At 64.1% G+C, this 24,368-nt stretch carries 19 protein-coding genes; 11 read left to right on the top strand and 8 right to left on the bottom strand.

Annotated elements, in window-relative coordinates; all coding sequences use genetic code 11:
• Positions 1-37 precede the first annotated feature (37 nt).
• Positions 38-505, top strand: a complete 468-nt coding sequence (locus KSS90_RS19380) for a peroxiredoxin family protein (protein ID WP_217866867.1) — start codon at positions 38-40, stop codon at positions 503-505.
• Between the two features lie 59 nt (positions 506-564).
• Here the strand turns inward: KSS90_RS19380 and KSS90_RS19375 are convergent, their stop codons facing one another.
• From KSS90_RS19375 to KSS90_RS19360, 4 genes are all read right to left on the bottom strand, one after another.
• Positions 565-969, bottom strand: a complete 405-nt coding sequence (locus KSS90_RS19375; RefSeq protein ID WP_023632210.1) for an META domain-containing protein — start codon at positions 967-969, stop codon at positions 565-567.
• Positions 970-1,404, bottom strand: coding sequence for a hypothetical protein (locus KSS90_RS19370; protein WP_046854523.1), 435 nt, complete (start codon positions 1,402-1,404; stop codon positions 970-972).
• A gap of 31 nt (positions 1,405-1,435) precedes the next feature.
• A complete protein-coding gene (locus KSS90_RS19365; protein ID WP_217866866.1) occupies positions 1,436-2,425 on the bottom strand; it encodes a 2-hydroxyacid dehydrogenase in 990 nt (329 codons plus the stop codon).
• Between the two features lie 102 nt (positions 2,426-2,527).
• Positions 2,528-5,284 carry a response regulator gene (locus tag KSS90_RS19360; RefSeq protein WP_217866864.1) on the bottom strand — a complete coding sequence of 919 codons (2,757 nt, stop codon included), beginning with the start codon at positions 5,282-5,284 and terminating at the stop codon, positions 2,528-2,530.
• 196 nt (positions 5,285-5,480) lie between these two features.
• Here KSS90_RS19360 and KSS90_RS19355 point away from each other — a divergent pair, with 196 nt between their 5' ends.
• The 7 genes from KSS90_RS19355 to KSS90_RS19325 all read left to right on the top strand — a co-directional run bounded on the left by KSS90_RS19355 (position 5,481) and on the right by KSS90_RS19325 (position 13,816).
• Positions 5,481-6,197 (top strand): response regulator transcription factor, encoded by a 717-nt coding sequence (locus KSS90_RS19355; RefSeq protein ID WP_217866863.1) that lies wholly within the window; start codon positions 5,481-5,483, stop codon positions 6,195-6,197.
• A gap of 3 nt (positions 6,198-6,200) precedes the next feature.
• A complete protein-coding gene (locus tag KSS90_RS19350) occupies positions 6,201-7,601 on the top strand; it encodes a HAMP domain-containing sensor histidine kinase (RefSeq protein ID WP_217866862.1) in 1,401 nt (466 codons plus the stop codon).
• A gap of 94 nt (positions 7,602-7,695) precedes the next feature.
• Positions 7,696-8,595, top strand: a complete 900-nt coding sequence (cysM, locus tag KSS90_RS19345; RefSeq protein ID WP_217866861.1) for a cysteine synthase CysM — start codon at positions 7,696-7,698, stop codon at positions 8,593-8,595.
• Positions 8,595-9,953 (top strand): 23S rRNA (uracil(1939)-C(5))-methyltransferase RlmD, encoded by a 1,359-nt coding sequence (rlmD, locus tag KSS90_RS19340; protein WP_217866860.1) that lies wholly within the window; start codon positions 8,595-8,597, stop codon positions 9,951-9,953. The genes cysM and rlmD overlap by 1 nt, the downstream gene beginning before the upstream one ends.
• A 99-nt stretch (positions 9,954-10,052) precedes the next feature.
• Positions 10,053-12,293, top strand: a complete 2,241-nt coding sequence (gene relA / locus KSS90_RS19335) for a GTP diphosphokinase (RefSeq protein WP_217866859.1) — start codon at positions 10,053-10,055, stop codon at positions 12,291-12,293.
• Between the two features lie 123 nt (positions 12,294-12,416).
• The gene (gene mazG / locus KSS90_RS19330) at positions 12,417-13,250 is read left to right on the top strand and encodes a nucleoside triphosphate pyrophosphohydrolase (protein WP_217866858.1); all 834 of its coding nucleotides are present in this window, start codon (positions 12,417-12,419) and stop codon (positions 13,248-13,250) included.
• A 26-nt stretch (positions 13,251-13,276) separates the two neighbouring features.
• Positions 13,277-13,816 carry a DUF2058 domain-containing protein gene (locus KSS90_RS19325; protein WP_217866857.1) on the top strand — a complete coding sequence of 180 codons (540 nt, stop codon included), beginning with the start codon at positions 13,277-13,279 and terminating at the stop codon, positions 13,814-13,816.
• 42 nt (positions 13,817-13,858) lie between these two features.
• Here KSS90_RS19325 and KSS90_RS19320 read toward each other — a convergent pair whose 3' ends face one another.
• Together KSS90_RS19320 and KSS90_RS19315 are read right to left on the bottom strand one after the other, a co-directional pair.
• Complete coding sequence (locus KSS90_RS19320) at positions 13,859-14,041, bottom strand: hypothetical protein (RefSeq protein ID WP_023630170.1); 183 nt, start codon at positions 14,039-14,041, stop codon at positions 13,859-13,861.
• Between the two features lie 147 nt (positions 14,042-14,188).
• Positions 14,189-15,748, bottom strand: a complete 1,560-nt coding sequence (locus tag KSS90_RS19315) for a glycoside hydrolase family 17 protein (protein ID WP_217866856.1) — start codon at positions 15,746-15,748, stop codon at positions 14,189-14,191.
• A 223-nt stretch (positions 15,749-15,971) separates the two neighbouring features.
• Between KSS90_RS19315 and KSS90_RS19310 the strand changes: the two genes are divergently transcribed.
• From KSS90_RS19310 to KSS90_RS19300, 3 genes are all read left to right on the top strand, one after another.
• Positions 15,972-16,832: a glycine betaine ABC transporter substrate-binding protein gene (locus tag KSS90_RS19310; protein ID WP_217866855.1), complete on the top strand. Its 861-nt coding sequence runs from the start codon at positions 15,972-15,974 to the stop codon at positions 16,830-16,832.
• 236 nt (positions 16,833-17,068) lie between these two features.
• Complete coding sequence (locus KSS90_RS19305; RefSeq protein WP_023629970.1) at positions 17,069-17,380, top strand: DUF485 domain-containing protein; 312 nt, start codon at positions 17,069-17,071, stop codon at positions 17,378-17,380.
• Complete coding sequence (locus KSS90_RS19300) at positions 17,377-19,041, top strand: cation acetate symporter (protein ID WP_217866854.1); 1,665 nt, start codon at positions 17,377-17,379, stop codon at positions 19,039-19,041. Before KSS90_RS19305 ends, KSS90_RS19300 begins: the two co-directional genes overlap by 4 nt.
• A gap of 285 nt (positions 19,042-19,326) precedes the next feature.
• Here the strand turns inward: KSS90_RS19300 and KSS90_RS19295 are convergent, their stop codons facing one another.
• Together KSS90_RS19295 and KSS90_RS19290 are read right to left on the bottom strand one after the other, a co-directional pair.
• Entirely contained in the window at positions 19,327-21,738 is a 2,412-nt protein-coding gene (locus tag KSS90_RS19295; RefSeq protein ID WP_217866853.1) for an RHS repeat domain-containing protein, read from the bottom strand.
• Positions 21,735-24,344 carry an RHS repeat domain-containing protein gene (locus KSS90_RS19290; protein WP_217866852.1) on the bottom strand — a complete coding sequence of 870 codons (2,610 nt, stop codon included), beginning with the start codon at positions 24,342-24,344 and terminating at the stop codon, positions 21,735-21,737. The genes KSS90_RS19295 and KSS90_RS19290 overlap by 4 nt, the downstream gene beginning before the upstream one ends.
• Positions 24,345-24,368: the final 24 nt, after the last annotated feature.

Here is a 24,368-nt window from a genome sequence, read left to right as displayed (position 1 = left end):
GACTTCAATGCTTGAAAACTTCGAGAAGGATTGACCCATGGCAAGGCGTTTGGCAGCTGCACTGGCCATCACCGCGAGCCTGCTGCTCGGCGGCTGCGGTGCGGACTACGGCGTGGACCAGCACGGCAATACGGTGAAGGCCGAACAGGTCGAGGGGCACTGGCTGGTGCTCAATTACTGGGCCGAATGGTGCGGCCCGTGCCGTACCGAAATTCCTGAGCTCAATGCTGCGGCGAAGCAGTGGGATGCCCAGGGCATCAAGGTGCTGGGGGTGAACTTCGATGGCTTGCAGGGCGCCGACCTCAAGGCCGCCGCCGAGACCCTCGGCATCGGCTTCACCGTGCTCGCGCAAGACCCGGCCGAGCGCTATGAGCTGCCGCGCAGCGAGGCGCTGCCGGTGACCTATATCATTGATGACAAGGGCAAGGTGCGTGAGCAATTGCTGGGCGAGCAGACCCTCAAGGGTTTGCAGGCCAAGATCAAGGCGTTGAAAGGCGGCGCCTGAACCCTGCATCGCGGGGCAAGCTCGCTCCCACGTAGGAGCCGGCTTGCCCCGCGATGGTTTCAGCCTTCCTCAGGCCAGAACCGCAGCGGCTTGCCCTCGGCCGGCCAGAAGCGGATCTGCTCGATTGGCGACACGTCCCAGCGTTGCACCGTCTCCAGCGCCTGCAGGAAGCGTTTCTCCTGGTCCATCAGCGCTGGCGCGCACAGCTTGCGGGTCTTGCCGACCTTGCCGAAGCTTAAGTGCTCGCCGTCCAGCGTATAGGGTGCGAACCAGTGGTTGCAGCCGGCATTGCCATAGGCACGGCCATCGCTGGCCAGGGTCAGGGTCAGGTGGCTGTAGTCGATCAGCGGGCGTTCACCGATCCACTCCAGCAGGTAGCTTTGCTCCTGCTGCAGCTTCGAAGGTTGCGACGCGCAGCCCATCAGGCCGGTGGCGATCAGCACGCCGGTCAGCAGCTGTTTCACTCAGGCGCGCTCCTGGCACTGCGGGCACAGGTGCTTGTCGCCCTGGCTGGCCCAGCCCAGCTCCTGGACGCGGGCGGTGGCTGCCGGGGCGTGGCCCTTCTTGCCGAGCTTGGCTTCGACGGCGAACTCGAAGTCCAGCACTGCATCGCAGCCGTCGCACTTGACCTGCCACTCGTGGATTTCCAGTTCGTTGAATACTGGCCCCTGGGCCACGGCCACCCACTGCCCGGTGGGGTTGATCAGGTGGCGCACGCTGTCCACGGTCAGGCGCATGGACAGGGTTTTGCTGCCTTTGAGCGAAACCAGCAGCGCGTCGCCTTTCTGGATCGAGCCGCCGTTGCCGGTGACCTGGTAGCGGCCCGGTACCAGCGCGCGGCACTCGATCAGGGTGTGTTGCGGGTTGAAAAGGGTGTAGCGGAAATCGTGTTCGACCATGGGTCCTCCAGAAATGCCGCGTATCCTAGCATCATCCCATGACCAGATTCTGCGGATTGCCTGCCGCCCAGCGGGAGATGTTGTCCAGGGTGGTGGCCGCGATGGCATCCAGGGCCTCGCGGGTAAGAAACGCCTGGTGCGCGGTGACGATCACGTTGGGGAAGGTCAGCAGCCGTGCCAGCACGTCGTCCTGCAGCGGCAAGTCGGAGCGGTCCTCGAAGAACAGTTGCGCCTCCTCCTCGTACACATCCAGCCCCAGATAGCCGAGCTGGCCGCTCTTGAGCGCGTCGATCAGTGCCGGGGTGTCGACCAGGGCGCCGCGGCCGGTGTTGATCAGCATGGCGCCGGGCTGCAGCTGGGCCAGGCTCTGGGCGTTGATCAGGTGGCGGGTGTGTTCGGTCAGTGGGCAATGCAGGCTGATGATGCGTGCCTGGCGCAGCAGCTCGGGCAGCTCCAGGTAACGGGCGCCAAGGGCGACCAGCTCAGGGTTGGGGTAGGGGTCGTAGGCCAGCAGCTGGCAGCCGAAGCCGGCCATGATGCGGGCGAAGGCTGCGCCGATCTGGCCGGTGCCGACCACGCCGACGGTCTTGCCGTGCAGGTCGAAGCCGGTCAGGCCGTGCAGGGTGAAATCGCCTTCGCGGGTGCGATTGTAGGCCCGGTGCAGGCGGCGGTTGAGGGCCAGGATCAGGGCCACGGCATGTTCGGCGACGGCGTGGGGCGAATAGGCCGGGACGCGCACCACGGTAAGTCCGAGGCGCTGCGCGGCGGCCAGGTCGACGTGGTTGTAGCCAGCCGAGCGCAGGGCGATCAGGCGTGTGCCGCCGGCGGCCAGGCGTTGCAGGACCTGGGCGTCGAGTTCGTCGTTGATGAAGGCGCAGACCACTTCGAAGCCCTGGGCGAGGGCGGCGGTGTCCTGGGTTAGGCGGGCGGGCTGGTAGTGCAGCTCCAGGGCGCTCGCGTCGGCGGCGCGGGTAAAGCTTTCCTGGTCGTAGTGCTGGCTGCTGAACAACAGGGCGCGCATGGTTGGAGTCCTTTATGTAATGCCGCCGGCCAGTCTAGCCGTGCAGGCGAAGGCGACATTGATCTATGGCGCCGTCATCAGCGTAAAGCCGCCCCCAAATTTTCAGGCGCTCTGACGCGCCTGTTCCGCCAGCCGCGCGATCGCCCGGTCCAGTTCATCCAGCGCTTGCAGCGCCTGGGGGCTGTCCTGCTTGAGCAAGGTTTCGCTGCGCTGGCAGGCGGCCCGCAACTGCGGGACGCCGCAATAGCGCGAGGCGCCGTTGAGCCGGTGTACCCGCTCGATCATCGCGTCACGGTCAGCGGCGTGGCGGGCGGCCTGGATGGCCTCGCGGTCGGACTCCAGCGAGGCCAGGAGCATGGCCAGCATGTCCGCCGCCAGGTCAGGCTTGCCAGCGGCCAGGCGCAGGCCTTCTTCGGGGTCCAGCACCTTCAGCTCGCTGCTGTCGACCAGGCGTTCGCTGCTACGTTCCGGTTGCGGTATGCCCAGGTTCAGGCCGGTCCACTTCATCACCACCTGGGCCAGCTGGCGCTCGCTGATGGGTTTGGTCAGGTAGTCGTCCATGCCACTGTGCAGCAGGGCGCGCTTTTCGTTGGCCATGGCGTGGGCGGTGAGGGCAACGATGGGCAGGGCCGGACCGCTCTGACTGGCCTCCCATTGGCGGATCTGTTCGGTGCAGGCACGGCCATCCATACCGGGCATCTGCACATCCATCAGCACCAGGTCGAAGGGCTCGTCCTGCACGGCCTGCACCGCCGCATAGCCGTTGTTCACCGCCAGCACCTCGGCGCCCATCCCTTCGAGCAAGGTCTGCACCAGCAGCAGGTTGGCCGGGTTGTCGTCGACGCAGAGCAGCTTGGGCATGCGCTGGCCGCCATTGCCGCGTTGCTCGCACACGGGGCGGCGGGGCTGCACCAGCTCCAGCAGCAGGCGGCGCAGCTTGCGCGTGCAGGTCGGCTTGGCCAGCAGCTGGCCGTGGGCGTTGGGCAGGTAAGGGTGGTAAAGCGGTTGCTCGGTGGTGGGGCACAGCACCACGCATTGGCAACCCAGACGCTCGAGCTGTTGGTGGTACTGCCCCAGTTGTTCCGGCGCCAGGCTGCCGAGGTTGACCCCGAGCACGGCGAACTCGAACGGCTGGCCAGCCTGGTTTGCGGCCTGCACGCCTTGCAGCAGTTGGTCGCAAGAGGCGAACACGCTGACCGCCAGGCCGCAGTCCTCGAGCTGGTGTTCGAGCGCCTGACGGGCCAGATCGTGCCCGTCGACGATGGCCACGCTACGGCCGACCAGGGCCTGGGCGGGTTGCTCTTCGGTGTCGTCGTGGGCTTTGGGCAAGTTGAGGCTGATCCAGAACTGCGAGCCTTCGCCAGGCGTGCTGTCGACACCGATCTCGCCACCCATCTGTTCGATCAGGCGCTTGGAAATCACCAGCCCCAGGCCGGTACCGCCGGGCTGGCGCGACAGCGAGTTGTCGGCCTGGCTGAAGGCCTGGAACAGGGTGCGCACATCCTGCGGCGACAGGCCGATGCCGGTGTCCTGGACGCTGATGCGCAGTTGCACGCTGTCTTCCTGCTCGTCCTCGAGCATGGCGCGCACGACGATGGTGCCTTCGCGGGTGAACTTGATGGCATTGCTCACCAGGTTGGTGAGGATCTGCTTGAGCCGCAACGGGTCGCCCACCAGCGACAGCGGGGTGTCGCGGTAGACCAGGCTGAGCAGCTCCAGCTGCTTGGCGTGGGCGGCCGGGGCAAGGATGGTCAGGGTGTCCTGGATCAGGTCGCGCAGGTTGAGCGGGATGCTGTCGAGCACCAGCTTGCCGGCCTCGATCTTGGAGAAATCGAGGATCTCGTTGATGATCCCCAGCAGGTTGTCGGCGGATTTCTCGATGGTGCCGAGGTAGTCGAGCTGACGCGGGCTGAGCTCGCTCTTTTGCAACAGGTGGGTGAAGCCGAGGATGCCGTTGAGCGGGGTGCGGATCTCGTGGCTCATGTTGGCGAGGAACTCGGACTTGATGCGGCTGGCCTCCAGGGCCTCCTTGCGCGCCATGTCCAGCTCGATGTTCTGGATCTCGATGGTTTCCAGGTTCTGGCGCACGTCCTCGGTGGCCTGGTCGATGCTGTGCTGTAGCTCTTCGTGGGCGCTGTGCAGGGTCTCGGCCATGCGGTTGATGCCGGCGGCCAGTTCGTCGAGCTCGTGGCTGCCCATGGCCGGCAGGCGTTCGTCGAGGTGGCCGTCCTTGAGCTGGTTGACCGCGTGCTTGATGCGGTTGATCGGGTCGTTGATGGTGCGGCTCATGCGCAAGGCGAGCAGCGCGGTCAGGCTCAGGCAGGCGAGGATCAGCAGCAGGCTGGTGAACAGGTTGCGATAGCCGCGCAGCAGGGTGCCGTCGTGGGACAGTTCGATCTCCACCCAGCCGAGCAGGCGCTCGGCTTCGGCGGGCACGGCGTCGGTGGCCAGGTCGCGGTGATGGCCGAACACCGGCATCAGGTAACGGGTGGCATCGTTGCCGGTGCGCTGCAGCAGCTGCGTGCCGGTGCCGCCGCTGGGCGGCTGGTTGAGCATGCTGGGGCCGGCGTGGGCCAGGCGCGTGCGGTCGGCGGCGAGGAACGCCACGGCGCGCACGTCGACCTGCTCCAGGGCCTGGGCCGCGATGCGCTCCAGTTGCGCCGGGGATTGGCGGGCCAGGGCCGGCGCCGCCAGGGGTGCCAGCTGCTCGGCGATCATCTTGCCGCGTTGCAGCAGCTGCGTGCGCAGGTCGCTCTGTTGCAGCCAGGTGAAGTAACTGCCCAGCACCAGGGCCATCAAGCTGGCGGGGAGCAAGGCCAGCAGCAGGACGCGGCTGCGGATTCCCAAACGGTCGAGCACACCTGTCTCCTGTCATGTGCCTTGAAAAGCGCTGTTCGCGCATCAGCGGGAACGTTACTCCGCACCGCGGGCATTTGTAAGGCTTTTGTTTGCCAAGTGAGGCCGGCTGTTAGATGGCGCGTCAGTCGGGCGACGGTTGCCTTGCCGGGAGCGCTTGCCCAATAATCGCGCAATTGAGAATCGATGGCAGTTGCCAATGCATCCTGAAGCTATTCACGCGACCAACATCCTGGCCATCGAGGACGACCCCGTGCTCGGTGCCTATCTGCACGAAGAGCTGCGCCGTGGCGGCTTCCAGGTGACCTGGTGCCGCAGTGGCCTGGAGGGGCTGGAGGCTGCGGGACGGCAAGTCTTCGACCTGGTCCTGCTGGACATCCTGCTGCCCGGCCTCAATGGCCTGGACGCCCTGGCCAGCCTGCGCCGACGCAGCGCCACGCCGGTCATCCTGATGTCCGCGCTGGGCGCCGAGGCCGACCGTATCAGCGGCTTCGAACGCGGCGCGGACGATTACCTGCCAAAGCCTTTCAGTTTCGCCGAGCTGCGGGTACGCATCGAGGCGATCCTGCGCCGGGTGGCTTTCGAGCGCCGGGCGCTGGCGCCGCGTGAGGTGGAGGTGGGTCAGTTGCGCTTCGATGAGCAGGCTACCGATGTCTGCCTCGCCGGCACCTGGGCCGGGCTGACGCCCAGCGAGTACCGCCTGCTCGACACCCTGCATCGCAGCCATGACGAGGTGCTGAGCAAGCCATTCCTTTACCAGCAGGTGCTGCAGCGCGGTTACTCGCGGCATGACCGCAGCCTGGACATGCACGTCAGCCAGATCCGCCGCAAGCTCAAGGCCATCGGCTATCACGAGCGGCAGGTCCGCACCGTCTGGGGCAAGGGCTATGTGTTCGGCGTGGGCGAGGCCGACTGAACCGTGCTCGATCGCCATTCGCTGTTCTGGAAACTGACCGTCCTGCTGGTGGGCTTCTGCCTGCTGATGATCGGCCTCAGCTACAGCTGGGGTCGCCATATGGAGACCCAGGACGCTTTCCTTTCCGAACCTGCGCGTCAAGTGCTGCGGGGTTACGCGGCCGAGGCGGAGCAGGCCTGGCGCAGCGGCGGCGCTGATGGTGTCGACGCCTGGCTGGCCGAGATGCGTGGGCGCGAGCAAGGCTGGGTGGGGGTGCTCGATGGCGACCTGCAGCCGTTGGGCAGCGCCGACCTCACCGCCGGGCAGGCCCAGCGCCTGACCCGCCTGCGCGGCGTCGACTGGCCGATGAGCCGGCGCAGTATCGGCCAGCCCTGGTTGCGCCTGCCGTTCCCCGGCGCGCCGGAGCAGGGCATGCTGGTGATCGAGCTGCCGGAGCGCTTCAATCCGGGCCAGTACCGGTTGTTCTGGCGCATCGTCACCAACGGCATCATTCCTGGGCTGTTCACCTTGCTGTTGTGCGTCGGCCTGTACCGCATGCTGATCGTGCCGCTCAATCAATTGCGTGAACAGGCCAACGCCTGGCGCGCCGACCAGCTGGCGGCGCGCCTGGATCCGCGCACCACCCGGCGCAAGGACGAGCTGGGCGAACTGGCCAGGGCCTTCGACCAGATGGCCGAGCGCCTGCAGGGCACCGTGGCCTTGCAGCAGCAGTTGCTGCGCGACCTGTCCCACGAGATGCGCACGCCGCTCAGCCGCCTGCGCGTGGCCTGCGACGGCGAGACCGACCTGCAGCGCCTGCGCGAACGCCTGCACCGCGAGGTGGATGGCATGCAGCAGCTGGTCGAGGACACTTTGCAATTGGCCTGGCAGGACGCCGAGCGCGCCCCGGTGAACCTGGAGCCGATCCAGGTGCCGGCGCTGTGGGACCTGCTCAGCGAAAATGCCTGTTACGAAAGCGGCTGGGCACCTGGGCGGTTGCGCTGTGCGTTGCCGGCGGACTGCTGGGTGCGGGGTAGCCTCAACGACCTGGCCCAGGCGCTGGAGAACATGCTGCGCAACGCCATTCGTCACTCGCCCGAGGCGGGTGTGGTGCGCCTGGGGGGCTGGCGTGAAGGCGGGTATTGGCGTATCGACCTGGAGGATGACGGCGGCGGTGTGGCCGAGGCAGAGCTCGAGCGGATCTTCGCGCCGTTTTCCCGGCTGGACGGGGCGCGGCCCGGGGACGGTGGCTTCGGCTTGGGCTTGAGCATTGCCCGCAATGCGATCCGCCGCCAGGGTGGGCTGGTGTGGGCGGTCAATGGCGAGCGTGGCCTGCGCCTTTGTATGCGCCTGCCTGCCCATGAAGCGGGGCCGTCGGTTGGTCCGACGCGGGCAAGCCCGCTGCCAGGGAGCAACTGCTTATAGCTACCCGCTATAACCACCGACAATTGCGTGATATGGCCGCGCCAGGTTTGCCGGTATGATAGGCGCCCCTGCCGTCCGGATTGCGAAAACGCCCATGACCCTGCAGTACCCAACCATCGCCGACTGCGTCGGCCATACGCCGCTGGTTCGCCTGCAGCGCATCGCCGGGAACACCAGCAACACCTTGCTGCTCAAGCTCGAAGGCAACAATCCGGCAGGTTCGGTCAAGGACCGCCCGGCGTTGTCGATGATCACCCGTGCCGAACTGCGTGGCCAGATCAAGCCCGGCGACACCCTCATCGAAGCCACCTCCGGCAATACCGGTATCGCCCTGGCCATGGCCGCGGCGATCAAGGGCTACAAGATGATCCTGATCATGCCGGACAACTCCACCGCCGAACGCAAGGCGGCCATGACCGCCTATGGCGCCGAGCTGATCCTGGTGACCAAGGAAGAGGGCATGGAAGGGGCCCGCGATCTCGCGGAAAAACTGCAGGCCGAAGGCCGTGGCCTGGTGCTTGACCAGTTCGCCAACGGCGACAACCCGATCGCGCACTACAACAGCACGGGCCCGGAAATCTGGCAGCAGACCCAGGGCACGATCACCCACTTCGTCAGCTCCATGGGCACCACCGGCACCATCATGGGCTGTTCGCAGTACCTCAAGGAGCAGAACCCGGCGGTGCAGATCATTGGCCTGCAGCCGATGGAAGGCTCTGCCATTCCGGGCATTCGCCGTTGGCCCCACGAGTACCTGCCGAAGATCTTCGACGCCACCCGGGTGGACCGCGTGGTCGATATGTCCCAGCAGGAGGCGGAGGAGACCACCCGTCGCCTGGCTCGTGAAGAGGGCATTTTCTGCGGCGTATCCTCCGGCGGGGCGGTGGCGGCGATGCTGCGCTTGTCCCATGAAGTCGAGAACGCGGTGATGGTCGCCATCATCTGCGACCGCGGCGACCGTTACCTTTCCACCGGCCTGTTCGATCCGACCTGATGTCCAGAAAGAAAAGCAACACCGGCCTGCGTTTCCAGCCGGCCGGCGGCAACCGTGCCGCACAAGTACCCGTGGGCAAGAAGCAGCGCTTGGTGATCGAGCGCGTGGCCGGTGACGGCCGTGGCATCGCCTTCAGCGAAGGGCGTACCTGGTTCGTCAGCGGCGCGTTGAGCGGTGAGGATGTCGAGGCGCGGGTGCTCGCCGCGCGTGGCAAGGTGGTCGAGGCGCGCCTGGAACGGGTGTTCCAGGCCAGCGCCGAGCGCCGCGAAGCGCCCTGCCGGCATTACGCCCGCTGTGGCGGCTGCAACCTCCAGCACCTGCCCCATGACGGCCAGCTGGCGCTCAAGCAGCGCTTGCTCGCCGAGCAATTGCAGCGGGTGGCCGGCGTGCAGCCCGAAGAGTGGGCTGTTCCCCTGAGCGGACCGGAATTCGGCTACCGCCGCCGAGCCCGGGTCGCGGTACGCTGGGATGCCAAGGCGCGCCAGCTGGACGTGGGGTTCCGCGCCGAGGCCAGCCAGGACATTGTCGGCATCGATGAGTGCGCGGTGCTGGTACAGCCCTTGCAGGCGATCATGCGTCACCTGCCAACCGTGTTGCGCAGCTTGAGCAAACCGCAGGCGCTCGGCCATGTGGAACTGTTCAGCGGCAATGCCGAGGCGGTGTTGATACGGCATGTGGCGCCCTTGCCAAGTGAAGATCTGGCGCGGCTCGAGGCCTTCTGCCGCGAGGCCGGCGCCCAGTTGTGGCTGCAGGGCGAGGGCGAGCCGACCCCGGTGGACGCCGCGGCGCAACTGGGCTTTGCCCTTGAACCTTGGGGCCTGGAGCTGGCCTGGCGGCCGGGCGACTTCGTCCAGGTCAATGCCCAGGTCAACACCTTGATGATCCAGCAGGCTCTGGCCTGGCTGGCGCCTGGGGCGAACGAGCGGGTCTTGGACCTGTTCTGTGGTCTGGGCAACTTCGCCTTGCCCCTGGCCCGCCAGGCGCGCGAGGTGGTGGCGGTGGAAGGTGTGCAGGCCATGGTCGAGCGCGCCGCAGCCAACGCCGACGGCAACAATGTGCATAACGCTCGGTTTTTTCAGGCCGATTTATCGCAGCCTTTGGCGGGCGCTGGATGGGTCGCCGAGGGCTTTTCTGCGGTACTCTTGGATCCACCGCGCGACGGGGCTTTCGAGGTGGTGCAGGGCATCGCCCAGCTGGGTGCGAAACGGCTGGTCTACGTATCGTGCAACCCGGCCACGCTGGCGCGTGATACGCAAGTGCTGGTCGGGCAGGGGTACCGGTTAAAAAGGGCCGGGATTCTCGACATGTTTCCTCAGACGGCGCATGTCGAGGCCATGGCGTTATTCGAAGCGGGCTAGCCGGGCTGGCCCTCTTGGTGCGGCCTTCAGGGAGTGAGGGGCGCACAGGTGATAGCCAGCGCACCCGCGTGGTGCGCTGTATGGAAAGGTAAAGCAAAGATGGTACAGGTGAGAGTGCACCAGCCGGTCAACAATGACGGCAGTATCAATCTCGAGGCATGGCTCGATCATGTGGTGAGCGTCGATTCGCAACTCGATCGCCCGGGGTTGAAAGAGGCTTGCGAGTTCGCCCATGAGGTCGAGAAGAAAGGCAACCCGGCCAAGCATTCCTGGGCCGATGGCACGTCCAGTTTCCAGGCGGGGCTCGAGATCGCCGAAATCCTCGCCGACCTCAAGCTCGACCAGGATTCCCTGGTGGCGGCGGTCATCTATCGTTCGGTGCGCGAAGGCAAGGTGACCCTGGCCGAGGTTGGTCAGCGCTTCGGGCCGGTGGTGTCCAAGCTGATCGATGGCGTGCTGCGCATGGCGGCCATCAGTGCCAGCCTCAGCCCGCGCCAGTCTTTGGTGCTCGGCTCCCAGGCGCAGGTCGAGAACCTGCGCAAGATGCTCGTGGCGATGGTCGATGACGTGCGCGTGGCGCTGATCAAACTGGCCGAACGCACCTGCGCCATCCGTGCGGTCAAATCCGCCGATGACGAGAAACGCCTGCGCGTGGCGCGCGAGGTGTTCGACATCTATGCGCCGCTGGCGCATCGCCTGGGTATCGGCCATATCAAGTGGGAACTCGAAGACCTGTCGTTCCGCTACCTCGAACCTGACCAGTACAAGCAGATCGCCAAGTTGCTGCATGAGCGCCGGCTGGACCGCGAGCGTTTCATCAGCGATGTGATGAACCAACTGCAGAACGAGCTGCTGGCTACCGGCGTCAACGCCGATATCAGTGGCCGGGCGAAACACATCTATTCGATCTGGCGCAAGATGCAGCGCAAGGGCCTGGAGTTCAGCCAGATCTACGACGTGCGCGCGGTGCGTGTGCTGGTGCCGGAAGTGCGCGATTGCTACACCGCGCTGGGCATCGTGCATACCCTGTGGCGGCACATTCCGAAAGAGTTCGACGACTACATCGCCAACCCCAAGGAAAACGGCTACCGCTCCCTGCACACCGCGGTGATCGGCCCCGAGGGCAAGGTGCTCGAGGTGCAGATCCGCACCCATGGCATGCACGAGGAAGCCGAGCTGGGCGTCTGCGCCCACTGGCGCTACAAGGGCACCGACGTCAAGCCCAGCTCCAACCACTACGAAGAGAAGATCTCCTGGCTGCGCCAGGTGCTGGAGTGGCACGAAGAGCTGGGCGATATCGGCGGCCTGGCCGAACAGCTGCGCGTCGATATCGAGCCGGACCGCGTCTACGTGTTCACCCCCGACGGCCACGCCATCGACCTGCCCAAGGGCTCGACGCCGCTGGACTTCGCCTACCGGGTGCATACCGAGATCGGCCACAACTGCCGTGGCGCCAAGATCAACGGGCGCATCGTGCCGCTGAACTACAGCCTGCAGACCGGCGAGCAAGTGGAGATCATTACCAGCAAGCACGGCAGCCCGAGCCGCGACTGGCTGAACTCCAACCTGGGCTATGTCACCACCTCGCGGGCCCGGGCCAAGATCGTCCATTGGTTCAAGCTGCAGGCCCGTGACCAGAACGTCGCCGCCGGCAAGACCCTGCTCGAGCGCGAGCTGGCGCGCCTGGGCCTGCCGCAGGTGGACTTCGAGCGCCTGGCCGAGAAGGCCAACGTCAAGACCGCCGAGGACATGTTCGCCGCCCTTGGCGCCGGCGACCTGCGCCTGGCGCATATGGTCAACGCCGCCCAGCAGTTGCTCGAGCCCGAGCGCCTGGAGCCGGTCGAGCTGATTCCGCGACAGGCGCGGGGCATCCGTTCGGGCAAGCGCAACGATATCCAGATCCAGGGCGTCGGCAACCTGCTCACGCAGATGGCCGGCTGCTGCCAGCCACTGCCGGGTGATGCCATCGTCGGCTACATCACCCAGGGCCGTGGCGTGAGCATTCACCGCCAGGACTGCGCCTCGGTGCTGCAACTGGCGGGCAAGGAGCCGGAGCGCATGATCCAGGTCAGCTGGGGGCCGATCCCGGTGCAGACCTACCCGGTCGACATCATCATCCGTGCCTACGACCGCCCGGGTTTGCTGCGCGACGTTTCGCAGGTACTGCTCAACGAGAAGATCAACGTGCTGGCGGTCAACACCCGCTCGAACAAGGAAGACAACACCGCCTTGATGTCGCTGACCATCGAGATTCCCGGCCTGGACGCCTTGGGGCGTTTGCTCGGCAGGATCTCGCAGTTGCCCAACATCATCGAGACGCGGCGTAACCGTACCCCTTGAGACTGAATGGGGCCGCTGTGCGGCCCATCGCTGGCAAGCCAGCTCCCACAGGTACGGCACAACCCTGTGGGAGCCGGCTTGCCGGCGATCGCGGGCAAGGCCCTCGCTGAGGAAAAGACATTCATGACCTACACCCTAGACGATCTGTTGCACCTGATGGCCCGCCTGCGCGACCCGCAGTACGGTTGCCCCTGGGATCTCAAGCAGGACTACGCCAGCATCGTTGCGCACACGATCGAAGAGGCATACGAAGTGGCCGACACGATCGAGCGTGGCGACTTCGAGCACCTGCAGGGTGAACTGGGCGACCTGCTGTTCCAGGTGGTCTACTACAGCCAGCTGGCACGTGAAGAAGGGCGTTTCGAGTTCGACGGCGTGGTCGATTCGATCACTCGCAAGCTGGTCCGCCGCCACCCCCATGTGTTCCCCACCGGCGAGCTCTATGCGCCGCTGGACACCCCCATGCTGGACGAGGCCCAGGTCAAGTCGCGCTGGGAAGAGATCAAGGCCGAGGAACGCGCCGAGAAGAGCGTGCCTGAACAGCTTTCGTTGCTCGACGATGTGCCGGCGGCCTTGCCAGCCCTGTCCCGGGCGGCCAAGCTGCAGAAGCGCGCCGCTACCGTCGGCTTCGACTGGCCCGAGGCCCTGCCAGTGCTGGACAAGGTGCGTGAGGAGCTCGACGAAGTGCTGCAGGCCATGGCCGATGGTGACGACGACGCACTGGAAGACGAGCTGGGCGACCTGCTGTTCGCCACCGTCAACCTGGCCCGACACCTCAAGCACGACCCGGAAAACGCCCTGCGCCGCGCCAATCGCAAGTTCGAGCGGCGCTTCCGATTCATCGAACAGGCATTGCGCGAGCAGGGCCTGAACATCCAAGATCGTACCCTCGACGAGCTGGACGCCCTGTGGGGCGAGGCCAAGCGTCAGGAAAAGAACCTGCCCAGCTGCGGCTGAGCTGATGCATAAGTGAGTGAACTTCCATGAGCCTTTCCCTTCGCGACCAATTGCTCAAAGCCGGTCTGGTCAACCAGAAACAGGTTTCTCAGACCAACAAGGCCGAGAAAAAACAAAAACGCCTGGAGCACAAGGGCCAGGTCGAGGTAGACGACAGCCAGCAGCGCCTGGCCAAGGAAGCCCAGGCCGAGAAAGCCCGTAAAGACCAGGAGCTGAACCGCCAGGTCCAGGAAAAGGCCGAGCAGAAGGCCCGTGCCGCGCAGATCAAGCAATTGATCGAGGCGACCCGCCTGCCCAAGCTGAATACCGAGGACTACTACAACTTCGTCGATGACAAGAAGGTCAAGCGCATCGCCGTCAACGCCCTGATGCGTAGCAAGCTGAGTAACGGCGCGCTAGCGGTCGTCGCCCATGGCGGTGGCTACGAAGTGATTCCCCGCGAGGCGGCGGTGAAGATCCAGGAGCGAGATCCCAAGCGCATCCTGCTGCTCAACAGCCATGTCGAGGAAGCGGACGAGGACGATCCGTACGCTGCCTACAAGATCCCCGACGATCTGATGTGGTAAGCAAAAAACCCCGCCTAGGCGGGGTTTTTCGTTTGAAGACGGTCATTGCGACGGTCGCTGGTTCTCCAGGTATTCCAGTTCCATCCGGTACTGCTGAGCCTGGTGCTCATCGTGGAACATACCGACCAGTTGGCCTTGTTGATGGACATCCCAGATCCGCACACCGGCGGCCAAGCCTTCGTGGGACATTTTCGATTCGTCGCGTTCGGTTACTTGGACAGTCATCGTTAACTCCACTTCTTCAGTTGGCTGCGACAGCGTGTCGCAGGCCTTCTTTATAGAGTTTGTTAGCAGGCTAAGTAAATAAAACGGCGATGAAACAAGTTTCATCAAATCGAGGGCTGTTGCCGCATCAAGCTTCAGGACGGAGCCCTAGCGCTCGGTTTCACGCCGGGCACACGCCAGGCTGCGCCACAACGCCGCGACCATCAACACGCTGACCACCGCCCAGCCCAACGCTTGCGAGTTCTGCAGCCCTTCGCGGAACAGCTGCGGCGCCACCCCAGCACCCACGATGAACGCCAGCAATGCCACCTCCGAGCGTCGCCCGGGCACCGGGCGCAACAGATAGACGACCGCTGGCAGCAGCAAGGCCGCGCTGGGGAAGCTGCGATAACGTGGGTCGAACACCATCGCCAGCATGCTCACCGCTGCGGCGAACCCGGCCGCCAGCAGCCACGTGCCGGCATGCTGCTCGAGCCAGGCGAACAGCCGCTGGCGCCAGCCGTCCCGACGCGCCAGGGCCAGTGCGGCATGGGCCAGCACCAAAAGGTTCAAGCCGGCCAGGGCCACCGCCCACAGCCATTCCCCGGCATAGCGTGCATGGGTGCGCATCAGCTCGCCCCACAGCCCCAGGCAGCCTGCGCCCAGGGCCGCCAGCACCGGCAGCAGCAGCGCGGCGCGGCGGTTCGCTGGGGCCCCGGCCAAGGCCAGGACTGTCAACATCAGGGCCGCGCTGGCCAACCACCATTGCGGCCACAACGCCAGGTTGCTCACCGGCCCTTCGAGCACGCCCTTGTCCTGACGGTCGGCATCGTACAGCCCCCAGTAGCCGCCCACCGCGCCTTCGCTGGCGCGCTTCCACGGCTGGTCGAAGGCTTCGATCAGGTTGTAGCGCCAGCCGTTGGCTTCGGCCAGGGCGACGAAGCCGCGGATGAAGCGGGCCTCGTTGACCCGGCTCGGCTCGGCGGTTTCGCGCTGGCGGCCCTCGCTGGGCCAGCCGGTTTCGCCGATCAGGATGTCCTTGGGCGCAAAGCGGTTGCCGAATACCTGGCGCACCTCGGCGACATGAGCCAGCGCCGCATCGATGCCGCGCGGGTCGTCTTCCCAGTAGGGCAGCAGGTGGATGGTCAGGAAATCCACCGCTGGCGCGATCTGTGGATGCTGCAGCCAGAACTCCCAGACATCGGCGTAGGTCACCGGCACGCGGACCTGGCTTTTGACCTTGGCGATCAGCCCAGCCAGGCGCTCGCCGGTGATTTCCTTGCGCAGCAGCGCCTCGTTGCCGACGATCACCGCGCTGACCACATCCGGGTTGGCGTTGGCCGCGGCGATCAGCAACTCGACTTCCTTGTCGGTGTCCACCGGGTTGGCGTTGACCCAGGCGCCGAGCATCACCTTCAGTCCGTGTTTGCGCGCCAGTGCCGGGATCGCCTCGAGGCCGGTCATCGAATAGGTGCGGATGCACTGGAAACGTTCGCTGAGCAATGCCAGGTCGGCGTCCATGCGCGCCGGGCGCAGACGGAACGGCTGGTCGAAGGGCGACTGGTCCTTGTCGAAGGGGGTGTAGGAGGCGCATTGCAGCTTGTGCGTCGCGCTGGCGGCATCGGCGAGATGCACCGGCCTGCCGAGTCCATACCACAGGGCGCCGAGACAGAGGAAGGCGAGCAGGCTGGCGAAGAGGTAGAGCGTGCGCAACATCGGGCGGTCCATCGTCGTATTCGGGAGCTGGGGCCGCTGTGCTGCCCCGAGGGTCTGTGATAGTAGCCCGGCGCCAAGCGTTTGGCATGCAAGGATCGCGCATGCCGACAGGGTCGCATGGCGCTAATGGCACAGTGCTGTCGCTGATCGCTCGCTAAAGGTCGCTGACAGAGCAGGTCGCGCGCGGGGTCAGGTCGATGATGCAATCTCCAAGACCTGACGAGGGGAAGCTTTGATGGCGACTATTACAAGAATGCGACGTTTCCTGGGCGTGGGTGCCGCCCTGGTATTGGGCATGAGCGCTGCCCAGGCGATGGCCAAGGAAGTCAGCATCGGTTACGTGGATGGCTGGTCCGACAGCGTCGCGACCACCAACGTGGCCGCCGAAGTGATCAGGCAGAAACTCGGCTATGACGTGAAGCTGCAGGCCGTTGCCACCGGCATCATGTGGCAGGGCGTGGCCACCGGTAAGCTCGACGCCATGCTCTCGGCCTGGCTGCCGGTGACCCACGGCGAGTACTGGACCAAGAACAAGGACAACGTGGTCGACTACGGCCCCAACTTCAAGGACGCCAAGATCGGCTTGATCGTCCCCGAGTACGTCAAGGCCAACAGTATCGAAGACCTTAAGACCGACCAGAGCTTCAAGCAGAAGATCGTTGGTATCGATGCCGGCTCCGGGGTCATGCTCAAGACCGATCAGGCCATCAAGGACTACGGCTTGACCGGCTACAAGCTGACCGCCAGCTCCGGTGCGGCGATGACCGCGGAACTGGGCCGCTCCTATGCCAAGCAACAGTCCATTGCCGTAACTGGCTGGGTACCGCACTGGATGTTCGCCAAATGGAAGCTGAAGTTCCTCGAGGATCCGAAAGGCGTGTACGGGGCCGCCGAAACCGTCAACAGCATCGGCAGCAAGGAACTGGCGAGCAAGGCCCCGGAAGTGGCCGAGTTCCTCAAGAAGTTCCAGTGGCAGTCCAAGGATGAGATCGGCGAGGTGATGCTGGCGATCCAGGAAGGCGCCAAGCCCGAGGCTGCGGCCAAGGACTGGGTGGCCAAGCATCCGGAGCGGGTCAAGGAGTGGACCGGCAAGTGATGGCCTGAAATGGGGCTGCTGTGCAGCCCCAACGCCGGCAAGCCGGCTCCCACAGTGTCGGCGCAGATTCCTGTGGGAGCCGGCTTGCCGGCGATTGGGCGCGCAGCGTCCCCAAGATTTGTTACCGATCTTGCAAAACACCGTTGCATCTAAGACTAAGGTCGTCTGGTTGGCGCCTGGCGGCAGCATAAAGTGGAGTCGGGTTCTCCCTAATCTGTGCTGCTAGGACAAAAACAATGAACGACAGCATTTACCAATCGATACAGAACAGTCCGCGCTTCAAGGAACTGGTCACCAAGCGCGAGCGTTTCGCCTGGATCCTCTCGGCGATCATGCTCGGCCTCTACTGCGCCTTCATCCTCCTCATCGCCTATGGCCCGCACGTGCTGGGCGCCAAGCTCAGCGCCGGCTCGTCGATCACCTGGGGCATCCCCCTGGGGGTCGGGCTGATTCTCTCGGCATTCGTGCTTACCGCGCTCTATGTGCGCCGCGCCAACGGCGAATTCGACGAGTTGAACAAGGCGATCCTCGAGGAGGCCAAGCAATGATCCGACACGCCAAAACCCTGGCCGTCCTGGCCTGCGGCGCCTTCGCACCCGCCGTGTGGGCCGCCGATGCCCTGACCGGCGAGGTGCAGAAACAACCGCTGAACGTCGCTGCCATCGCCATGTTCGTGGCCTTCGTCGCCTTCACCCTGGGCATCACCTACTGGGCCTCGAAACGCAACAAGTCGGCGGCCGACTACTATGCCGCCGGTGGCAAGATCACCGGCTTCCAGAATGGCCTGGCGATTGCCGGTGACTACATGTCGGCAGCCTCGTTCCTGGGTATTTCCGCGCTGGTGTTCACCTCGGGCTACGACGGCCTGATCTACTCCATCGGTTTCCTGGTCGGCTGGCCGATCATCCTGTTCCTGATTGCCGAACGCCTGCGCAACCTGGGCAAGTACACCTTCGCCGACGTGGCCTCGTACCGCCTTGGGCAAAAGGAAATCCGCACCCTGTCGGCTTCCGGTTCGCTGGTGGTGGTGGCGTTCTACCTGATCGCCCAGATGGTGGGGGCCGGCAAGCTGATCGAGCTGCTGTTCGGCCTGGACTACCACGTGGCGGTGATTCTGGTCGGTATCCTGATGTGCCTGTACGTGCTGTTCGGCGGCATGCTGGCCACCACTTGGGTGCAGATCATCAAGGCGGTGCTGCTGCTGTCCGGTGCCAGCTTCATGGCGTTGATGGTCATGAAGCACGTCGGCTTCGACTTCAACACCCTGTTCTCCGAGGCGATCAAGGTGCATGCCAAGGGCGAGGCGATCATGAGCCCGGGGGGGCTGGTCAAGGATCCGATCTCGGCGTTCTCGCTGGGCCTGGCGCTGATGTTCGGCACCGCCGGCCTGCCGCACATCCTGATGCGCTTCTTCACCGTCAGCGACGCCAAGGAAGCCCGCAAGTCGGTGCTCTACGCCACCGGCTTCATCGGTTACTTCTACATCCTGACCTTCATCATTGGCTTCGGCGCGATCCTGCTGGTCAGCACCAACCCCGACTTCAAGGATGCCGCCGGCGCCCTGATCGGCGGCAACAACATGGCGGCGGTGCATCTGGCCGACGCGGTGGGTGGCAGCGTGTTCCTCGGCTTCATCTCGGCAGTGGCTTTCGCCACCATCCTCGCGGTGGTCGCTGGTCTGACCTTGGCCGGTGCCTCGGCGGTATCCCACGATCTGTACGCCAGCGTCTGGCGCAAGGGCAAGGCCAACGACAAGGACGAGATCCGCGTGTCGAAGATCACCACCGTCGCCCTGGGCGTGCTGGCCATCGGCCTGGGGATTCTGTTCGAGAAGCAGAACATCGCCTTCATGGTCGGCCTGGCCTTCTCCATCGCCGCCAGCTGCAACTTCCCGGTACTGCTGCTCTCGATGTACTGGAAGAAACTGACCACCCGTGGCGCCATGATCGGCGGCTGGATGGGCCTGGTCAGCGCGGTGGGCCTGATGATCCTCGGGCCGACCATCTGGGTGCAGATCCTCGGTCACGAAAAAGCCATCTACCCGTACGAGTACCCGGCGCTGTTCTCGATGATCATCGCCTTCGCCGGTATCTGGTTCTTCTCGATCACCGACAAGTCCAAGGCCGCTGACGACGAACGTGCGCTGTTCTACCCGCAGTTCGTCCGTTCGCAGACAGGGCTGGGTGCTTCTGGCGCGGTTTCCCACTGATGCTGGCTGTCATCTTTTGAATGATTGCTCAGCTATCGCAAAATCTGAAGAGTGAGTCGTAGTGCAGTAGCAACCACAGGGTCAGGTGCTTAACGCGCCTGACCCTGTTTGGTGTTGAGTGTGGAGCTTGGATACTGTCCAAGCCATACGGTCAGCTGTTGGCCAGCGCAGACCGGTGCGGAGCCCGAGCCTCAAGGTAATGGCTGCGCTGTTCGCGTCCGTTGCTTCTGCTTGGCGGTCCTGAAGCTCGGTATGAAGGCTACGAACAAGTGGTCCCAGTCCCTTTTACCGTGGCACATAAACTCTGGACGCCGCGATCTCAAAGTTTCGAAAATCGATTTCAAACGGGCTTTTCTCTCCCCGAAGGCGTCGCCACAATGAAATCTGTTGCTGGGGAAGGGTGGTGTTACACCTATCAAGCACGATTGTCCGCATACGTTCTGCACTGACCAGAAAAATCTCTTGGTCATAGCCAATTACCGGTCGTTGCAAAGCATTGGCTACTTTCTGAGCCGCACCGGTTTTTCCTCCCAGGCAGGCCAACAGCACGATAGGCGTGTCCGCCGGCATGTCAGCCAAACGAGGTGCGATTTCTTTCAAGGCGACACGAGTGGGGTCGTCCCAGATACCTTGGGCGTTCATCATCCTACCGACTCTGCTGCAGTGGGTTTCAAAGCTCCTGATACCCATCCCCCAGAGATTTTTGTGCCAAACCACCTCCCTCCAGTAGAGCAGTTCGCTCTCATATGCCAGCTTGTAGGCTTGCGTAGGCACTGTGTCACCTCGGCGTATCCTCCCGCTCCCTCTCAGCATGGAAATGGCCTTGCGAGGAGACAACGAGTGCAGCCCGACCCTGGTGCCGCCGATCCCGGTCAACAGGCTTGTCACGCCGCTGCCCAGTGATATCCAACCTAAAATACTGGCGGCCTTGTCATTCTTGTTCTGAGCCTCCAGCGCCATCGCTGCGACGCCAGTGCCGAGCGATAGGAGATTGAGCGCTGCGGTGGTGACGGACAGCGCGCCGCTGGCAGTGAGCAGCCCACCTGCCGCGATCGCTCCACTGGCGGCGCCTAGGCTGACGGCAGTGGCGATTGCAGCGAGCGCCAGGCCGACACCGGCCACCGCCCAGGTCTGCCAGCTATGCCCATCGGGGTCGATGCGGTTGACCGGGTCACCGCCGCAGTAGGCGTAGGCATTGATGCCGCCTTTGCCGAACGGGCTTTCGCTGTCGGGTGCGAGGAAGCACATCAGCAGCGGGTCGTAGGGCCGGTAGCCGGCGGCGATGTACCAGCCGGTCAGCGGTTCGCGGCGTTCGCCGGCAAAGCCGAAGGGTTGCTGCTGGTCGTTGTCCGGCTCGGCGCCATGGGGGAGGTAGACCATGCGGCATGTCCGCTCGCCAGCCACGATGCGCACGCTGCCCTGGCTGTCGCAGCCGAGCAAGGTGGTCTGGCGCACGCCTTCGGTGACCTTGTTCAGGGCAAACAGGTCGCCGCCGTCGCCGATGATTTCCAGCGTTCTGGCGCCCTGGCGTTCATGGGTCAGCTGGCTGCCACTGAAGAAGCTGCGATTGAGCACGCCATCGATGACCCGGTCGCGCAATTGGCCGTCCGGCGTATAGCGGTACTCGCAGGTCTTGCCGGCATACTCGACCCGCTGCAGGCGGTCATGGGCATCCCAGGCGAGGGTACGACCCAGGCTGTCGGCGATCAGTCGGCCATGGGCATCGTAGGTCAGCTCGATGCGCGCCGGCCAGCTGGGGTGAGTGTGCTCGATCGCCACCACCTGGCACGGGTCATGTGCTGCGTAGCTGAAAGAGGCGGTGTCTGCACTGCCGTCACTGAATGTGCTGATGACTTGCCGATAGCCGTCCAACGCGTTGAAGACGAAGCGTTGTTCGACGATGGCATTGCCGAACGGGTCGCGCGGTGCCGCGGCGGCGTCAGCCAGGTAATGCACCAGACGACCACGGCTGTCGTAGGCGAAGCGCTCCTCGACCGTTTCCTGGTCGTCGTTCCAGCTACGGTGGATGAGTTGGTCGAAGGCGTCATAGCCGAGGGTCTGGGTGAAGACCCGGATGCCATCGCTATCGGTGCGGGTGAATGTGCAGGTGGCTTCACGGCCCATGGCATCGTAGGTGAAGTGGCGAGCCAGGGAGCCGGTGTGCTGACACTGCGTGGTGATTCGATTGGTGCGTGAGAGTGCATCGTACTCGATGGCGGTTTCGACCGCACCGACGGTGACCTTCGACAGCCTGCCGAAGGCGTCGTACTGGCGCAGGTGTTCGCTGGCGTTGGCATCGACCATTTTCAGTGGCTTACCGCCCAGCGATGCCTGCCAGCGGCTGCTGTGCTCGACACCCTCGATGGCCCACGTTTCCTGGATCGGTCGGCCGGACGGGGAAAAGCTCCAGCGCTGTGTGCCCAAGCTTCCTTGCGCCTCGACGGGTTGAGCCAGTCGTGGGTGGTAGGCGAGTTGTTCGGTACTGCCGCCTTCGATCGTAGTGCGCAGCAGCGCGTTGTTCAGTTGTGGTTCATAGGCGAACTCCACTCGCCGGCCATCGGCCAGAGTATTGGCGCTCGGAGGTAGTTGGCCGGGGCGGTAGTGATATCGGGTAGTGCGTCCGGCGACTTCCACCGAACGCTGGCGACCAAGGCCGTCGAAGGTCTGACGGCCTAGGGTAATGGCTGCGCTGTTCATGCCTGTTGCTCCTGCTCGGCGGGGGTCGCAGTGACCGATTCGGGGTGTTGGCCATCGCTGTGGGCAGCGAACTGCCAGGAAAGCACGGTGCCATCGGCCAGGTGTTTCTCGACGACGCGCGAATAGTGGTCGTAGCGCATGCGCGTGATCCGTGGCGGCATACCGGGTGCGATCAGCTGTTCTTCGATCACCCGGTTCAGGCCATCGCGCGTCAGTTTCAGGGTGCGCACCAGGTTGCCATCTGTATCGTGATGCTGTTGCTCGACAGGGCTGCCGGCGGTGTTGCTGAGTACCACCAGGCGAGGGCTACAGAGGTCGCCGGCCTCTTGCCATTGTTCGCTGCGCAGGGTGACAGGGCTACGTTTCAAGTGAGTGGTAACACCGTCGGCGCTGATGCTCAGGGTTTCCTGGCCCCAGTCATCGAAAGCCGTGGTAGTGGTGGATACCTGAGGCTCGGCGGCACCATGGGCGAGCCAATCCTGGTGGGCCTGTTTGATGAGGCGACCAAGGGCATCGTAGGTGCTGCGGCCAGTCTCACGGAACAGGTCGCGCGAGCGGTCCAGGTCTTCCGTTTCGATGCGCAAGGTACGTCCGTCTCCATCGAGCCAGTAACGCTGGCGCTGCCCGGTGACCTCGACCTGTTCGATCATTAGCGGTAGCTCGGTAGTGTTGGCTTGCAGCCTTTTAGCCACCTCGTCAGCCAAGTGATAGCGCACCAATTGCTCTGTCTGGAATGGGCTGTTCAGCGCGTTGACGGTGCGTACGATACGGCCGATAGCATCGTATTCGTAGCGGGTCACGACACCGCTTTCGCTGCGTGTCCAGATGGTTTGACCGTTATGCAGGCATTGCGCGCTGGTAGTGGTGCTGCGGTGTTCCTCGTCTTGTTCGAAACCGATGGTACTGGTTTCGCTGATCAGTTTGAGGTCGGTCAAGGTGTATGCATATTGCGTGGCGGTGGGCTTGCCGTTGAGCGTGGTGATGGTTTTCAGTTCGCGCCCATAAGTGGGGCCGGGCGTGGTTACGAATGACTGCCGGGTCTGCTCCAGCACACGGCCATCCTGCTCGTCTATCAGGCTTTCGCTGGCGATCACGATGTGCGCGGCTTCCCCCTCGATCAGCGAAGCCAGCGCCTGATAGGAGTAAGTTGTGCTCAGGGTCGGAGCGTCGCCGCTCGGCTTTGCGGGGTGAGTGCTTTTGCGCTTGATGAAGCGCACCATGCCCAGCGGGTCGGGTGGGCACCCCTCGGCGCCTTCGGCAGGGTAATAGGTGGTGAACTCCTCGACCCCCGTCGGGTGGCGGACATGGATGATGTTGCCATGATCATCGTACTGGTAGCTGGTGGTTTCCGTGCGACTGACGTCTTTGGCTGCATGGTCGATGTACGTCGTCGATATTTCGCGCGGCAGTTGGCACCAGGCCGGTTGCTGTTCCCAAGTCAGCGCTGGGTCCACGCCGTAGACCGTGGTGTTGAGTATTTCGCAGGCGCCTTTACGTGTCGATTCGCTGACCAGCAGGTGAAAGCGGTTCCAGGTGCGGTCGATGGTGCCTAACGGTTGTCCAGCCCCATCGGTAAGTGTTTCCACAACCTGGTAATGGTACGCATTGTTGACCTCGTACAGGTTGTCCCGGCCCGCTTGCCAGTCGAAGGCCTGATCACTGCCAAAGCCGAGGTAATTGTGCGCACCGATCCATTGATAGGTGTGCGTCAGTTCGGTGTGAGGGCTGCCACTCGAATGGGTCCATACGCTGACCCTCGGCAAGTAAGGGAACGCAGCCCCTTCAGGCAACTGATGGCCATCGTTGTCTGCTGCCCATTGAATGCTGTCGGTTGCCCCTAAAGGGCTGGTCACGCGAGTGGGCAACTGCAAATGACCCACATCCCCCAGCGAAACGATGCTGTACTCGATCTCGAGCGGGTTTGTCAGGCCTGGGAGCGCAATGGCGGTGAGTCGGTCGTTGCTCACCGACAGTGTCAGGGCGGTACTTTTTGCGGATTGCGGGTTCAATGTCAGTGTGACATCCGTCCCCGCATTGGCAACGTCGAGTAGTGTCCGCTGCTCGTCTCGTACCGCTTCCAAAACGTAGTCATCGTCCCCATGCGGCAGCCACTTGAAATACAGCCGGCGACCTTCTGGTGAACGCATTTCCTCCAACATGTAGCGAGCGCTGCTGGCCTGCTGCTTGCGCAGGATTTCGCATTCTCCTGATTTCTTGATGACCCGCACGCTGCCATCGACTTGGGGAATGACGTTCAAGGCATTGAGCTTTTGGTCGAGAAGCCGCAGTGACTGACCGGGTTCAAACGATGAGTGTTTCAAATCGATGGCGAACTGCTCGCCGGAGCCAAGGCTCAGCTTGGGGCTGTTCTGGTCGAGGCTGATCTCGGACAACGCGAGGCTCCAACCCGCACCGTAGCCGCGGTTGACGGTCGATCCCAGCATGTTGAAGGCCAAGGTAATGGCCATTGTCGGTCCGCAAAGCTGATTGGCGGGGGGCAAAGGCAGCGCCAGGGCGACGGTGAATTGCCCGGTGCGCGCGTCTACGCCGGTTTTGATAAATTCCAGGAAGTTACCTGCCTGGGAATGGAATATGGCTTGGCTCATGGGGGCATCCTGAAGCTCGGTATT

The sequence above is a fragment of the Pseudomonas maumuensis genome, from assembly GCF_019139675.1.
Lineage (GTDB): Bacteria > Pseudomonadota > Gammaproteobacteria > Pseudomonadales > Pseudomonadaceae > Aquipseudomonas > Aquipseudomonas maumuensis.
This window is presented reverse-complemented; position numbering and strand designations above follow the sequence as displayed.

Excerpts from the sequence above, each read along its gene's own strand:
- KSS90_RS19295 (WP_217866853.1), bottom strand. The coding sequence starts at position 21,738 with ATGAACAGCGCAGCCATTACCCTAGGCCGTCAGACCTTCGACGGCCTT.
- KSS90_RS19365 (WP_217866866.1), bottom strand. The coding sequence starts at position 2,425 with ATGCGCGCCCTGTTGTTCAGCAGCCAGCACTACGACCAGGAAAGCTTT.
- KSS90_RS19315 (WP_217866856.1), bottom strand. The coding sequence starts at position 15,748 with ATGGACCGCCCGATGTTGCGCACGCTCTACCTCTTCGCCAGCCTGCTC.
- KSS90_RS19305 (WP_023629970.1), top strand. The coding sequence starts at position 17,069 with ATGAACGACAGCATTTACCAATCGATACAGAACAGTCCGCGCTTCAAG.
- KSS90_RS19380 (WP_217866867.1), top strand. The coding sequence starts at position 38 with ATGGCAAGGCGTTTGGCAGCTGCACTGGCCATCACCGCGAGCCTGCTG.
- KSS90_RS19325 (WP_217866857.1), top strand. The coding sequence starts at position 13,277 with ATGAGCCTTTCCCTTCGCGACCAATTGCTCAAAGCCGGTCTGGTCAAC.
- KSS90_RS19370 (WP_046854523.1), bottom strand. The coding sequence starts at position 1,404 with ATGGTCGAACACGATTTCCGCTACACCCTTTTCAACCCGCAACACACC.
- relA (WP_217866859.1), top strand. The coding sequence starts at position 10,053 with ATGGTACAGGTGAGAGTGCACCAGCCGGTCAACAATGACGGCAGTATC.
- KSS90_RS19290 (WP_217866852.1), bottom strand. The coding sequence starts at position 24,344 with ATGAGCCAAGCCATATTCCATTCCCAGGCAGGTAACTTCCTGGAATTT.
- KSS90_RS19310 (WP_217866855.1), top strand. The coding sequence starts at position 15,972 with ATGGCGACTATTACAAGAATGCGACGTTTCCTGGGCGTGGGTGCCGCC.
- rlmD (WP_217866860.1), top strand. The coding sequence starts at position 8,595 with ATGTCCAGAAAGAAAAGCAACACCGGCCTGCGTTTCCAGCCGGCCGGC.
- KSS90_RS19300 (WP_217866854.1), top strand. The coding sequence starts at position 17,377 with ATGATCCGACACGCCAAAACCCTGGCCGTCCTGGCCTGCGGCGCCTTC.
- KSS90_RS19355 (WP_217866863.1), top strand. The coding sequence starts at position 5,481 with ATGCATCCTGAAGCTATTCACGCGACCAACATCCTGGCCATCGAGGAC.
- KSS90_RS19320 (WP_023630170.1), bottom strand. The coding sequence starts at position 14,041 with ATGACTGTCCAAGTAACCGAACGCGACGAATCGAAAATGTCCCACGAA.
- cysM (WP_217866861.1), top strand. The coding sequence starts at position 7,696 with ATGACCCTGCAGTACCCAACCATCGCCGACTGCGTCGGCCATACGCCG.
- mazG (WP_217866858.1), top strand. The coding sequence starts at position 12,417 with ATGACCTACACCCTAGACGATCTGTTGCACCTGATGGCCCGCCTGCGC.